Here is a 13,015-nt window from a genome sequence, read left to right on the forward strand (position 1 = left end):
CCGCTATTCATCTATCCGTATCACAACGTCATCTTTTATAATGATCGCTTGTTCTTTCATTATTTCATGCCAATGGGATCCTTCTGTAACCTCAACAAGAGCTTCAACTTCTTTTTCAACAATTTCACTACCTATTTCAAGCATATCCAGTTGTTCCATTTTAAACTCAACCAGTTTTATTTTTTCTTTGCGATTATTAATTTCCTGTTGAAACCGTTGTTCGAGTTCATGCTTGGAATAAGTCGATTTATTTAGTAGTTTACGCTGTTCAAACAACAACTGTTGACACTCTTGCTCAAGTCGCATTTTATGATCATGGAAATTCGTCTGCATTTTCTGTTTACTATTTTCCGTTAATACTTGTTTAATCTGCACCTTTTTTATTATTTGCATATGGCTCGCCTCACTCTCAGAACATCTCAGCAGAGCATAGCAATAACTATATGCTCTTGTTTAAAACACCCTTTTTCATACAACTAAATGCTTTATTTTCTCTATTACTTTTACCACTTCAATCTGCATACCGCTCCACTATTATGTTAGCATTAACGTGGCAAAAAGGGAAAGGGTTTTTAATCCCTTTCCCTTTTACATAATATCTAAATACACACGTTTATTACTATTTGTCTTCGCTGCATAAACAACCGTTCGAATGGCCTTTGCAATTCGACCATTTTTTCCGATTACCTTACCAACATCTTCAGGATGAACAGAAAGATGATATACAATCTTCGTTTCTTCTTCTGTCTCTGTAATAACGATATCTTCAGGATGATCTACAAGTGATGTAACAATCGTTTCAATAAGAGCTTTCATGTTATCACACTACTTTGCAACTTGATTTTTTTGCTCGTGAAATTTCTTCATGATGCCTTCTTTAGAGAATAGATTGCGAACTGTATCACTAGGTTTTGCACCTTTAGACATCCAGTCAAGTGCCTTATCTTCATCTATTTTAACTTCAACTGGATTAACTACAGGGTTATACGTTCCAATTTGCTCGATAGAACGACCATCGCGTGGCGCTCTTGAATCAGCTACAACGATACGGTAGAATGGGTTTCTTTTTGATCCCATACGCTTCAAGCGAATCTTTACTGCCATTTTCTTGCACCTCCATTTTTAAAAACTTAACACATTTTTAAATTCTAGCAGAAAAAGTTAAGTCTGTAAAGTGTTTTCCCATTACAGAGTAAAATAATTAGGCAGAACATATCAATTGAATGCATCTGCTTCAAGCTTCTACATAAACGGCAGCTTCATTCCTTTTTTGCCTTTTTTGCCTTTTTGCATATTTGTCATTTGCTTCATCATTTTTTTCATTTCTTCAAATTGCTTCAGCAAGCGATTTACTTGTGAAACATTTGTACCTGAACCTTTAGCTACCCGTTTTTTTCTACTTGCATTCATAATGCTTGGGTCTTGACGTTCCTTCTTGGTCATAGATTGAATAATCGCTTCTACATGTGAGAGTTGTTTTTCATCAAATTGGGCATTTTTTAAACCCTTCATTTTATTTGCACCTGGAATCATATTCATTAGGTCTTCTAATGGACCCATATTTTTCACTTGACCCATTTGCTCTAAAAAGTCATCCAATGTAAAAGACATCGTGCGCATTTTCTCTTCCAGTTCTTTCGCTTGCTTCTCATCTACATTCGTTTGAGCTTTTTCGATTAAAGATAGCACGTCTCCCATACCTAAAATCCTAGACGCCATGCGATCAGGGTGAAATGCTTCTAATTCATCAAGTTTCTCTCCCATACCAGCAAATTTAATCGGTTTGTCAGTAACAGCTTTAATAGATAGAGCGGCTCCACCACGAGTGTCACCATCCAATTTGGTTAACACAACACCTGTTATATCAAGCTGTTCATTGAAGCTTTCTGCAACGTTCACAGCATCCTGACCGGTCATGGAATCAACTACAAGATAGATTTCATGTGGATTGACTTCGGTTTTAATTTGTTGTAATTCTCCCATAAGTTCTTCGTCTACATGCAATCGTCCAGCAGTATCAATAATGACATAATCATGATGCTCTTCCTTGGCTTTTACCATCGCCTGTTTTGCAATATCTACAGGATTTGCATCTGTCCCCATTGAAAATACAGGCATGTCAAGTTGTTGTCCTAATGTTTCCAATTGTTGAATCGCAGCCGGACGATAAACATCACAAGCAACGAGTAATGGTTTGCGATTATGTTGTTTTCGTAAGAGGTTTGCTAATTTTCCAGAGGTGGTTGTCTTCCCAGCACCTTGTAACCCTACCATCATAATGACAGTAGGAGCACGATCAGCTACAGCAATTTTACTCTGTTCTCCACCCATTAAATCCGTTAATTCTTCTTTGACAACTTTAATAACCTGTTGGCCAGGTGTTAAACTTTCCATTACTTCTTGACCAACAGCACGTTCTTTAATATTTTTAATCAAATCTTTAACGACTTTATAGTTAACGTCTGCTTCTAGCAAAGCTAAACGAACTTCTCTTGTCATTTCTTTTACGTCTTGTTCAGTTACCTTACCCTTACCCGTTATTTTCTTTATGGTACTTTGCAGGCGGTCAGCTAATCCTTCAAATGCCATAGAAGGCGTCCCCCTAATCTAATTCTTTTATTTTATTCACAAGTTGTTGCGCGTCATTATCGTCAGAAATTATTTCACCCAGTCGCTTTAACAGCTCAAAGCGCTGCTGAAATTTTTCATATAAGTGAAGCTTTTGCTCATATGATTCCAACATTTGTTCCGTTCGCTTTATATTATCATACACAGCTTGCCTAGATACATCAAATACTTCTGAAATCTCACCTAGAGAATAATCCTCTAAATAGTACATTTCCATATAGTTACGCTGTTTGGGTGTAAGTAATGCTTGATAAAAATCAAATAAATAGTTCATTCTAGTCGTTTTTTCCAGCATGTTGTTACACCTCTCATCTTTTGTTTATCAACTAATTTAAATGTTGTATATTTTTGTTATAAGACTTCTTTCATACCAAAACTCTTCATATACGCACTTTTTGTACAAAGAATACGAGTACGCATCTTTGGATTAACAGAATTTAGCTTTCTGCCATTTTTATAGCAGAAGCCTTAAATTTGCTTATACTATAATACTTAAAACGATTACTGTCCTATAGTATAAAGAAAAAATGAAAATACTCTTTTGACACTACTTCAAAATAAGAATAACGGAATGTAATTTATGTGTCAAGCAAACTTCCTTTATCCCTTAATAAAAACTGTTGTAAGATTCTACGACTTTTGCTATAAACATATGGTTGTAAGTTAAGTTTTCTAAAGTTATGAATAACCAGTGGAGAATACCCCCCACTGGTTAAAAGGTCACTTTATTCTTTTTCTAATAAATCAGCGAAGAGACCGTAGACAAATGCATGAGCATCAAACGGGCGTAAATCGTTTACTCCTTCTCCTAAACCGACAAATTTAACTGGAATTTGTAGTTCATTTCGGATAGCTAAAACAATTCCACCTTTAGCTGTACCATCTAATTTCGTTAACACAATCCCGGTTACATCTGTCGCTTCAGCAAAGATTTTTGCTTGGCTTAAAGCATTTTGACCAGTTGTTGCATCTAGTACAAGCAATACTTCATGCGGAGCATTTGGAATTTCTTTTGCGATGACCCGCTTAACTTTTGCTAATTCGTTCATTAAGTTCACTTTGTTTTGCAATCTTCCAGCAGTGTCACAAATGAGAACGTCAGCCTGTTTTGATTTTGCTGATTTGATCCCGTCAAAAATCACAGCTGCCGGGTCGCTACCAGCAGTTTGTTTTACTACGTCCACACCGGTCCGCTCTCCCCACACTTCTAATTGTTCAATTGCTCCAGCACGAAAAGTGTCACCAGCAGCAAGCATCACTTTTTTTCCGTCCAGTTTAAGCTGGTGGGCCAATTTTCCAATAGAAGTAGTTTTACCTGCACCATTCACGCCGACAACTAAGATGACGGAAAGTTCACCTTCCTGAATAGCAAGGCTTTCTATTTCCTGATCATCATCTCCATAATATATTTCTACAAGTTTTTCTGAGATAACATCTTTCATTTCTGATGTATCTTTAATCTTTTGACGCTTTACTTCCATTTTCAATTCATCAATTAGATCCATTACAGTAGATACACCCGTATCTGCAGAAATTAGTACCTCTTCTAACTCCTCGAAGAAATCTTCATCTACTTTTCGGTATTTAGCAAGCAAATCATTTATTTTTCCAGAAAAAGTTTGTCGGCTTTTTTTCATCCCCTCCTTATACTTATCGGATACTTCTTCTACATCCTCTTGACCTCGTTGAAATTTGTTTCTTAACTTATCCATAAATCCCATTGTTCATTCCTCCTATTGTTCAACTAATTGTTCTGTCTCTTCTAAGCGAACAGATACTAAACGTGAAACACCTGATTCTTGCATAGTTACACCATATAACACATCTGCTTCCTCCATTGTACCTTTACGGTGTGTTATAACAATAAACTGTGTTTTTTCACTAAAAATTTTCACGTATTTAGCAAATCTAGTTACATTTGCTTCATCTAACGCTGCCTCTACTTCATCAAGCACACAAAATGGAACCGGGCGAACACGTAAAATTGCAAATAACAAAGCAATTGCAGTTAACGCCCGCTCCCCACCCGATAATAACCCGAGATGCTGCAATTTCTTTCCTGGTGGCTGAGCAATAATGTCTACACCTGTATCGAGTAAATTTTTAGGGTCTGTTAATTTCAATTCAGCATTCCCACCACCAAACAATTGCTTGAAAACATTTGCAAAAGCTTCTTTAATTTGCGAAAAAGTCTCACCAAAACGATCTTTCATTTCTTCGTCCATTTCGCCAATCACTTCATACAACGTTTTCTTCGCATCTACAAGATCTGTCTGTTGTTCTTTTAAAAAATCGTATCGTTCAGATATGCGCTCATACTCATCAATCGCTCCTATATTCACTGTTCCCAATTGATAGATTTGTTGCTTTAATTGGGTAACAGCAGTTTGGGCAGCTTGTTTATCTTGAGCTTTTTCGTAGTTTTGCCGTGCTTTTTCATAAGTCATCAAATATTCACTTTGTAAATGACTTAACATATTCTCAAGTTCTACATCCATCCGATTAGACTTCACTTCTTTCTCATTTAACCTTCGTCTAAGATCGTCCAATTCAGTATGAATTTGCTTAAGCTCCTGCTCTTTTTCTTGCATTTGTTTTGATTTAGCATCTCGTTCAGCTCGTATTTTTTGTAAAGATGCTGTTATTTTTTGTTTCGCGTCTGACTGTTGGCGAATTGTATCGTCGATGTCTTCCTCTGTTTCCTTGGTTTCTTGAAATTCAATGAGATTATTCCACTCTTCTACATATTGATCATATTCGCGTTGAAGCTCTGTTAGTTGGTTTTGCACTTGTTTTGTTTTTTCACGTTGGCTCTTAACACGTTCTTCTTGTTCCGCTAGTAAAACTTGATTTTGGTGCAATTCTTCTTGTAACTTTTCTTTATTCTCGATTAACTCTTTCTGTTGTTTGTTTAACTCGTTAATTTCCTGTTCAATTTCTTTTGCTTGTTCATCAAGTTGCTTTAGTTCTTTTTCTAAGTCCGCTTTTCGTTTTGCTACACCCTCATGATCTTCGGAATGTTGTCGTTTATCCTGATCATATATTTGCAATTGATCATTTAAAGCATGCAACCTTATTTCTAACTCGTGCATACTTTCTTGCATTTGCTGCAGTTGGCTTTGCTCAACTTGTACACTTGCTTCTTCTTCGTTTAACTTTTGTTCCAATTGTTGAATGTTCGCCTTTTTATTTTGGACAGTTTTTTCAAAGTCCAACACTTTCTTATTAAAAGTAGCTAGCTTCTCAGCCATTTCTTCAAGTTCTTTTTCACGCGTAAATAACGACTGGTTTGTCTTCTTCTTGGCACCACCGGACATGGAACCTCCTGGATGAACGACATCTCCATCCAGTGTTACAATACGATACCGTCTGGAAGCTAGCGCCGCTAATTCATTTGCATCCTTCAAAGTTTTAGCTATAATTACATGCCCCATTAAATGATTAATTGCTTTACGATACATAGCTTCGGTTTGAACAAGTTCACCTGCAACACCAACATATCCCTCATGCTCAGCTAGTTGAATTTTTAATTCATTAGGAATAACCCGCTGTTGAATGGAGGAGAGAGGTAGAAAGGTAGCTCTCCCATTATTTGTTTGCTTTAACCAGGAAATACTCTGCCTAGCTGATTGTTCATCTTTTACAACAATATGCTGCGCTTGCCCACCAAGCACTGTTTCTATAGCTGTAATATACACTTTAGGAACTTCTATTAGTTCTATAATTGCACCATATATGTTAGCAAGTTTATTTTCTTTACGCGCCTTTAGTACAGCCTTTACACCTTGAAAGAAACCTTGAAATTCTTCCTTCATCTCCTCAAGCATTTCTTTTTTAGATTTTACTTTTTCGATATATTGATAGCCTTGATATAGTTTAGTTTGTGCTTCTTGAAAGGCATAACGTTCCTGTTGTAATAATTCTTTCGTGGAATAAACATTCTTTTCTTTTTGCATACATATTTGCTTTTGCTTGTCCACATCAGGTACAAGCGTGTTCCATTTTTCTTGTAATTTCTCTCGTTCGTGAATTAACCCGGCAAACTTCTCTGATTGTTTTTCTGTCTTTACAGCTAACTGCTGCAGCCGCTCATCTAACGTTTGTTTTTCGTTACGTTTAGCAGCTTGTTGATTTAAACACTCAATATAATCGGACTTTCGATCTTCTATCTTTTGAGTCAAATTTGCATTTCCTAATCTGAGCTCCTGCTCTAACTCTTTCACAGTATTAGCAGTTGTTTTTTTGGCGCTTTGTAATGTTGTTAAGTTCTTCTTTTCTTGTACAAAAACATCGTGTAAACAACCTATTCGTACGGAAGTTTGATTCTTCTGGGAATCTAGCTTTGCCTTGTTTTCAAAAAAATGTTTAGAACGTTCCAAAAACAATTGCTTTTTCCCTTCATATTTTTCCAATGTTTGTGTTGCTGTTAATAAATCCGCTTGTAATTGCTCTAATTTTTTATCCATTTGCACAATGGCTAAACGCTCTTGTTCCTGCTCTTGCTCTTTTAGCTCCACAGTTTGTTGTATATGATGTTGTTTATTTTTCACCTTTTCTATTTCTACTAGCATTGATTTCCATTCTGTATGGAGGCGATCAATTTCAGCAAGTAAGTATGTAATTTCAGTCTCCTTTAATTGATCTTTGAACATCTTATATTGACGAGCAGTTTCTGCTTGCTCTCGTAAAGGATCCATTTGCTGTTCAATTTCATGAATAATATCTTCCACACGATTTAAGTTTTCTTGTGTTTCCGCAAGTTTGTATTCTGCTTTTTTCTTTCGTTGTTTATATTTTAAAACGCCTGCTGCTTCTTCAAAAATAGTTCTTCTTTCTTCTGCCTTGGAGCTCAATATTTCTTCCACTTTTCCTTGACTAATAATCGAAAAAGCTTCCCTACCAAGCCCTGAGTCCATGAATAGATGAACAATATCTTTTAAACGACAGGATTGATTATTAATATAGTACTCACTATCACCAGAGCGATAAACACGCCTCGTTACACTTACTTCATCATAATCTAATGGTAGAAGCTGATCATGATTATCAAGAACTAATGTTACTTCAGCTACATTAAGTGGTTTGCGTGTATCACTACCTTGAAATATAATATCTTCCATTTTCGAACCGCGCAGCGATTTTGCTGATTGCTCTCCGAGAACCCAACGAATAGCATCTGTAATATTGCTTTTTCCGCTCCCGTTTGGTCCAACTACAGCTGTTACTCCCGGAACAAAATCAACACTTATTCGTTTAGCAAACGATTTAAAACCGACGCTTTCTAATTTTTTCAAATACACCTGACATTTCTCCTAATGATTGAAAGAATATGTATAACTACTGTCATATAGCCTCATATCCTCTCCTACAAATAAATTTATATTCTACTTATTATCTTTCTATATCTAACTACAAACAAAAAATAGTTGGCATTTTACCGCATATATTTTATCATAAATGTTATAGTAAAAGAAGTTTTGACGTGATATGAAGATAAAAGGAGCTGAAATAATGAATTTAGAAACACCATCTCAGGAAAATTTAAAAATACTATTAGATGAGATTGCTGATCAACTTTCCATTGTCAATCGCACAATTATGGATGCAAAAGATTACGATCTAAATAAATATACAGAGCTAAAGTCGCTGTATGATTTAATTAAACAAAAAGGGCACCTTAGTACGCTTGAGACACAGGCATTCATAGAGGAATTACGGAATATTCGTAAATAAGCACGAAAATGGTAAGTAAATGGCTCCCAAAGTTGTACAATTAACCAAAAGCATTCACAGACAAGGTGCGGAAAGAGGATAGTTATGTGTTCCACTTTAAAACGGAAGGTTATCGTATAAAAAATAACAACTTTTCGTCATAAAGACTGGGAGTAACCTAGGCTTTACTAACAAGAAACGTAAAAATGAGCCGATAAATACTTATTATATCATTTCCTTGGGCACTTTTTGAATAAATCTGTAGAAAAACAATAGCAAAAGGCTGTATCACCTTTTACAGCCTTTTGCTATTGTTTGTATTTATCTAAAGCGGCTTTAGCTGCCCTCTGTTCAGCTTCTTTCTTTGTACGCCCTATTCCTGATCCGTATACTTCACCTTGTATAAAAGCTTTAGCTACAAATTCCTTATCATGAGATGGCCCTCGTTCTTCGACAATTTTATATTCAACTGAACGGTGTTTCACTTGTTGAATTAATTCTTGTAATTGGCTCTTATAATCCATCGCATGCGAAAAAGCACCATTTGTTATTTTCGGAAATATATAGTCTTCGAGGAACTGTATGGTTGTATGAAAACCTTGATCTAAAAAAAGCGCACCTAAAAATGCTTCAAAAACATCTGCCAGCAGGGCATCGCGGTCACGACCACCAGTTTGCTCTTCTCCTTTACCTAGTAAGATATACGCTCCAAACCGTAAGCCACGTGCAAAACTGGCTAAAGAAGGTTCACAAACAATTGCAGCTCTTAACTTTGTCATTTCCCCTTCAGGCATTTTTTCATTCGTCCGAAATAAATATTGAGATACGCCAAGCTCTAATACAGCGTCTCCTAAAAATTCGAGCCTCTCGTTATCCGAAAATACTTTATCACGATGCTCATTCACATAAGATGAATGAGTAAATGCTTGTACGATTAATGAGGGATTGTAAAAACGAACGCCTAATTGCTTTTCTAATTGGTCAACATTCATGAATGGCACCTCTATTTACATCTTAATATAGAGAAAGCCTCGTTAGACGAGACTTTCTTTCGCTAAACTGTTAACCTTGTAAATTATTTATGTAGTTAACAGCATCACCTACTGTATTAATTTTTTCTGCTTCTTCATCAGCAATTTCCATGTCAAATTCGTCTTCCAGTTCCATAACAAGTTCAACAACATCTAATGAATCTGCTTCTAAATCATCTTTAAAAGAAGCTTCCATTGTTACTTTTGCCTCGTCAACATCAAGACGATCGACAATGATTGCTTTTACACGATCAAATACGTCTGCCATATCCAGTCACCCCCTTTCAAGTTATGTATAGAAGTTCTTACATTACCATGCCACCATCAATATGGATCGTTTGGCCAGTAATATAGTCTGCATCTTCGCTTGCCAAGAATCGAACAACCTTTGCTACATCTTCTGGCTCTCCTAGTTTTTGCAACGGAATCAATGTAAGCATTTCTTTATGTTGTTCTTCCGATAAAGCATCGGTCATATCTGTTGAAATAAAACCTGGTGCTACCGCATTTACAAGAATATTCCTAGTAGCTAACTCTTTTGCAGTTGTCTTCGTTAATCCTATCACTCCTGCTTTGGCAGCTACATAATTTGCCTGACCAGGGTTTCCACTCACACCAACGATGGATGCAACGTTAATAATTTTTCCTGCACGCTGCTTCATCATTTGTCTCGTAACTGCTTTCGTACAAATGAAAACACCTTTCAAATTCGTATTAATAACTTCATCAAATTCCGTTTCTTTCATCCTCATCAGCAAGTTATCCCGCGTTATTCCAGCATTATTAACTAGAATATCCAATGAGCCAAAACGAGAAGCTACTTCCTTTATCATTGCTTTTACTTCGGATTCGTCTGCTACATTTGCTCTAATTTTGAAAGCCTGTCTTCCAAGCTGTTGAATTTCACTTACGACGGCCTCTGCTTTTGCCTCACTACCTGCGTAATTAACAGCAACATTTGCTCCTTGCTTCGCTAATTCAAGCGCTATAGCACGACCAATTCCTCTTGAAGCTCCTGTAACTAGCGCATTTTTTCCAGTTAGAATCATATTTCCTCCCCCTTATACCATGCAATAAATTCATTTAATGATGCGACATCTTGAATGGCAAATGTTTTCTTCTTCCGATCAATTTTCCTTACAAGCCCACTTAAAACTTTTCCATTTCCTACTTCCACAAACGCATCAACTTCATGCTTCATCATATTTTGAATGGACTCTGCAAAGCGGACAGGGGAATAAAGTTGTTTTACGAGTAATTTTTTTATTTCTTGTTTGTCTCTTACTGGTTGAGCAGAGACGTTAGCATAAACTGGTATTGTAGCATCTCTTATCGTTACTTTGTCCAAATAAGCGGAAAATGACTCATTGGCTGCTTGCATTAGTCGAGAGTGAAATGGACCACTAACATTTAGAGGTAATACCCGCTTTGCTCCGTGAGCCTTTAAAATTTCAGTAGCATGTTCCACGCCTTTCACAGAGCCTGAAATAACAATTTGACCAGGACAATTCAAATTAGCAATATCCACTATTTCATCTTTTACTTCAGCTAACGAATGATGAACAGTTTGCTCATCTAGACCTAATACAGCTGCCATCGTTCCTTGTCCTTTCGGGAAAGCTTCCTCCATTAACTGGCCCCGTTTAGATACCAACGGAAGTGCTTCATCAAAAGCGATCGCACCTGAAGCAACGAGCGCACTATATTCCCCAAGACTATGCCCGACCAGATTCACTGGCTGAACCCCATATTTTAAGAGTAGAGCGTGTATTGCAGTACTTAATAATAGCAATGCTGGTTGCGCATATTCAGTAGCGGTTAATTGTTCCTTTGGTCCGTTACTTATAATTTGACTTAAGTTTGTTTCCAATAAGTCATCAGCTTCATGAAATAACTGCTTCACTTCTGGATAAGTGTGATACAATTCATTCCCCATGCCTATTTCTTGAGAACCTTGTCCCGGAAACATAAAAGCTACTTTTTTCATTCATCTTCCCCCTTCGCTACATGTAAGGACTCAATCGTTGACTGAATCGTTTCTGCGATTTGGTTCTCTGCCATATAGCGTGCTTGCTTAATTGCGTTGGCTATTGCTCTTTGATCAGAAGATCCATGTGCTTTAATGACTGGCGCCTGCAGTCCAAACAAACCGGCACCGCCATATTCCGAGTAATCTAACTTTGTTTTCAAAGCTTTTAAATCTTTCTTCAACATGCCTGCTGCTAGCTTACTTTTAGTAGACGACGTAAATGCTTGTTTTAACATAGCAAAGATCGAACCAGCTGTCCCTTCGATCGTTTTAAGCGCAACATTTCCGGTGAATCCATCCGTTACAATAACATCTGCAACATGATCTAACATATCACGAGCTTCGACATTTCCAATAAAATTAATAGGTGCTTCTTGTAGTAATTGGAAAGTCTTTTTCGTTAACTCTGGTCCTTTTCCATCTTCCGTGCCAACGTTTAAAAGACCTACTTTCGGCTGGGATAAACCACGAACCTTTTCGGAATAAATAGAGCCCATTATGGCGTATTGAAGTAAATGGTTCGGTTTTGCATCTACATTGGCACCAACATCCAAAAATAAAAATCCTTGACCATCTAATGTTGGAAGCGTGGGACTTAAAGCTGGTCGTTCAATCCCTTTGATTCGACCTACAACAAATAATCCTGCACTCATTAATGCTCCCGTGTTTCCTGCTGAAATACAAGCATCTGCCTTACCTTGTTTTACTTCATTCGCTGCCAAAACTAATGAAGATTGTTTTTTTCTTCTAACAGCCCGTACAGGCTCATCTTCAGCAGTAATCACTTCATTCGTATGTAAAATATGAATTCGATCGTGTTCGCTCGCATATTTTTTTATTTCTGATTCATTACCGACTAACGTAATGTGTAGATCTTTCATTTCAGAGACAGCTTTCATGGCACCGAGAACAGTCGATTCTGGTGCGTGATCGCCTCCCATGGCGTCAATTGCAATTCTCATTTAGTCTGCTCCTTTATGCTGATTCAATTGATACATATGGAATACACCTGTAAATACTAACTCATTTTCTACAAAACTATTTACATGTACGAGTGTTAATCCTTTTTCTTTCCCTTTTACTACAGCTTTAGCTATTACGCGTTCTCCCTCTTTCACTTGCCTCGTAAATTTCAACTCTGATTTAGCAGTCAGTGCCAATTCATCATTTAATACAGCAACTGCTAACGAATTGGCTTGTGCAAAGAGGTGGTGGCCGCGAGCTATATTATTTCGTGAAAAAACATGTTCTTGGCGAATATCTAAAATTGAAATTGCTCGTTCATCCAATTCTAAATCAATAACCTCACCAATCACCTCTTCAAGTGGTAGTGCTTTAACCGTCTCATTCCATTGTTCCGTCGCCACTGATTTAATACGTTGTCGCAGTTCAGGAATGGCTAATTCCATGCGATCCAAGCGAATAGTTTGGATACTTACATTAAATTTCTTGGCTAACTCTTCGTCTGTTATAAAAGGTGTTTGTTCAATCGTTTCTTTTAATAAACGCTGCCGATCAGCCTTTGATCTTTTCATGACTGCACCATCCATATAAAATTATACATTACCTTATATAGGTTATTCACCGAGACTTATAAAACGTAAATGTGTCCTAT

General features: G+C 36.9%; 14 protein-coding genes. 1 reads left to right on the forward strand and 13 read right to left on the reverse strand.

Annotated elements, in window-relative coordinates:
- Positions 1-3: 3 nt before the first annotated feature.
- From B2C77_RS12325 to smc, 7 genes are all read right to left on the reverse strand, one after another.
- Positions 4-393, reverse strand: a complete 390-nt coding sequence (locus B2C77_RS12325; protein WP_077704172.1) for a YlqD family protein — start codon at positions 391-393, stop codon at positions 4-6.
- Between the two features lie 195 nt (positions 394-588).
- On the reverse strand, positions 589-816 hold the full coding sequence (locus B2C77_RS12330) for a KH domain-containing protein (RefSeq protein WP_077704175.1): 228 nt from the start codon (positions 814-816) through the stop codon (positions 589-591).
- Positions 817-825: 9 nt separating this feature from the next.
- Entirely contained in the window at positions 826-1,104 is a 279-nt protein-coding gene (rpsP, locus tag B2C77_RS12335; RefSeq protein WP_073005144.1) for a 30S ribosomal protein S16, read from the reverse strand.
- 138 nt (positions 1,105-1,242) lie between these two features.
- Positions 1,243-2,589, reverse strand: a complete 1,347-nt coding sequence (gene ffh / locus B2C77_RS12340) for a signal recognition particle protein (RefSeq protein WP_077704178.1) — start codon at positions 2,587-2,589, stop codon at positions 1,243-1,245.
- Between the two features lie 13 nt (positions 2,590-2,602).
- Positions 2,603-2,923 carry a putative DNA-binding protein gene (locus B2C77_RS12345; RefSeq protein WP_077704181.1) on the reverse strand — a complete coding sequence of 107 codons (321 nt, stop codon included), beginning with the start codon at positions 2,921-2,923 and terminating at the stop codon, positions 2,603-2,605.
- A 430-nt stretch (positions 2,924-3,353) separates the two neighbouring features.
- On the reverse strand, positions 3,354-4,349 hold the full coding sequence (gene ftsY, locus B2C77_RS12350; protein WP_077704184.1) for a signal recognition particle-docking protein FtsY: 996 nt from the start codon (positions 4,347-4,349) through the stop codon (positions 3,354-3,356).
- Between the two features lie 12 nt (positions 4,350-4,361).
- Positions 4,362-7,928 (reverse strand): chromosome segregation protein SMC, encoded by a 3,567-nt coding sequence (gene smc / locus B2C77_RS12355; RefSeq protein WP_077704187.1) that lies wholly within the window; start codon positions 7,926-7,928, stop codon positions 4,362-4,364.
- Between the two features lie 211 nt (positions 7,929-8,139).
- On the opposite strand from smc, the gene B2C77_RS12360 reads away from it, so the two are divergent.
- Positions 8,140-8,361, forward strand: coding sequence for a DUF1128 domain-containing protein (locus B2C77_RS12360; protein ID WP_077704190.1), 222 nt, complete (start codon positions 8,140-8,142; stop codon positions 8,359-8,361).
- Positions 8,362-8,648: 287 nt separating this feature from the next.
- Here B2C77_RS12360 and rnc read toward each other — a convergent pair whose 3' ends face one another.
- The 6 genes from rnc to fapR all read right to left on the reverse strand — a co-directional run bounded on the left by rnc (position 8,649) and on the right by fapR (position 12,935).
- Entirely contained in the window at positions 8,649-9,332 is a 684-nt protein-coding gene (rnc, locus tag B2C77_RS12365) for a ribonuclease III (RefSeq protein WP_077704193.1), read from the reverse strand.
- 70 nt (positions 9,333-9,402) lie between these two features.
- Complete coding sequence (gene acpP / locus B2C77_RS12370; RefSeq protein ID WP_077704196.1) at positions 9,403-9,639, reverse strand: acyl carrier protein; 237 nt, start codon at positions 9,637-9,639, stop codon at positions 9,403-9,405.
- Between the two features lie 37 nt (positions 9,640-9,676).
- Positions 9,677-10,420: a 3-oxoacyl-[acyl-carrier-protein] reductase gene (gene fabG / locus B2C77_RS12375; protein WP_176087325.1), complete on the reverse strand. Its 744-nt coding sequence runs from the start codon at positions 10,418-10,420 to the stop codon at positions 9,677-9,679.
- Entirely contained in the window at positions 10,417-11,358 is a 942-nt protein-coding gene (gene fabD / locus B2C77_RS12380; RefSeq protein ID WP_077704199.1) for an ACP S-malonyltransferase, read from the reverse strand. Before fabD ends, fabG begins: the two co-directional genes overlap by 4 nt.
- A complete protein-coding gene (plsX, locus tag B2C77_RS12385; protein WP_077704201.1) occupies positions 11,355-12,362 on the reverse strand; it encodes a phosphate acyltransferase PlsX in 1,008 nt (335 codons plus the stop codon). The genes fabD and plsX overlap by 4 nt, the downstream gene beginning before the upstream one ends.
- On the reverse strand, positions 12,363-12,935 hold the full coding sequence (gene fapR / locus B2C77_RS12390) for a transcription factor FapR (RefSeq protein WP_077704204.1): 573 nt from the start codon (positions 12,933-12,935) through the stop codon (positions 12,363-12,365).
- Positions 12,936-13,015 lie beyond the last annotated feature (80 nt).

Source organism: Virgibacillus dokdonensis, from assembly GCF_900166595.1.
GTDB lineage: Bacteria > Bacillota > Bacilli > Bacillales > Amphibacillaceae > Virgibacillus > Virgibacillus dokdonensis.

Bases quoted from the DNA above. Each gene is read 5' to 3' on its own strand.
- B2C77_RS12325 (WP_077704172.1), bottom strand. From the start codon at position 393: ATGCAAATAATAAAAAAGGTGCAGATTAAACAAGTATTAACGGAAAAT.
- B2C77_RS12330 (WP_077704175.1), bottom strand. From the start codon at position 816: ATGAAAGCTCTTATTGAAACGATTGTTACATCACTTGTAGATCATCCT.
- rpsP (WP_073005144.1), bottom strand. From the start codon at position 1,104: ATGGCAGTAAAGATTCGCTTGAAGCGTATGGGATCAAAAAGAAACCCA.
- ffh (WP_077704178.1), bottom strand. From the start codon at position 2,589: ATGGCATTTGAAGGATTAGCTGACCGCCTGCAAAGTACCATAAAGAAA.
- B2C77_RS12345 (WP_077704181.1), bottom strand. From the start codon at position 2,923: ATGCTGGAAAAAACGACTAGAATGAACTATTTATTTGATTTTTATCAA.
- ftsY (WP_077704184.1), bottom strand. From the start codon at position 4,349: ATGGGATTTATGGATAAGTTAAGAAACAAATTTCAACGAGGTCAAGAG.
- B2C77_RS12360 (WP_077704190.1), top strand. From the start codon at position 8,140: ATGAATTTAGAAACACCATCTCAGGAAAATTTAAAAATACTATTAGAT.
- rnc (WP_077704193.1), bottom strand. From the start codon at position 9,332: ATGAATGTTGACCAATTAGAAAAGCAATTAGGCGTTCGTTTTTACAAT.
- acpP (WP_077704196.1), bottom strand. From the start codon at position 9,639: ATGGCAGACGTATTTGATCGTGTAAAAGCAATCATTGTCGATCGTCTT.
- fabG (WP_176087325.1), bottom strand. From the start codon at position 10,420: ATGATTCTAACTGGAAAAAATGCGCTAGTTACAGGAGCTTCAAGAGGA.
- fabD (WP_077704199.1), bottom strand. From the start codon at position 11,358: ATGAAAAAAGTAGCTTTTATGTTTCCGGGACAAGGTTCTCAAGAAATA.
- plsX (WP_077704201.1), bottom strand. From the start codon at position 12,362: ATGAGAATTGCAATTGACGCCATGGGAGGCGATCACGCACCAGAATCG.
- fapR (WP_077704204.1), bottom strand. From the start codon at position 12,935: ATGAAAAGATCAAAGGCTGATCGGCAGCGTTTATTAAAAGAAACGATT.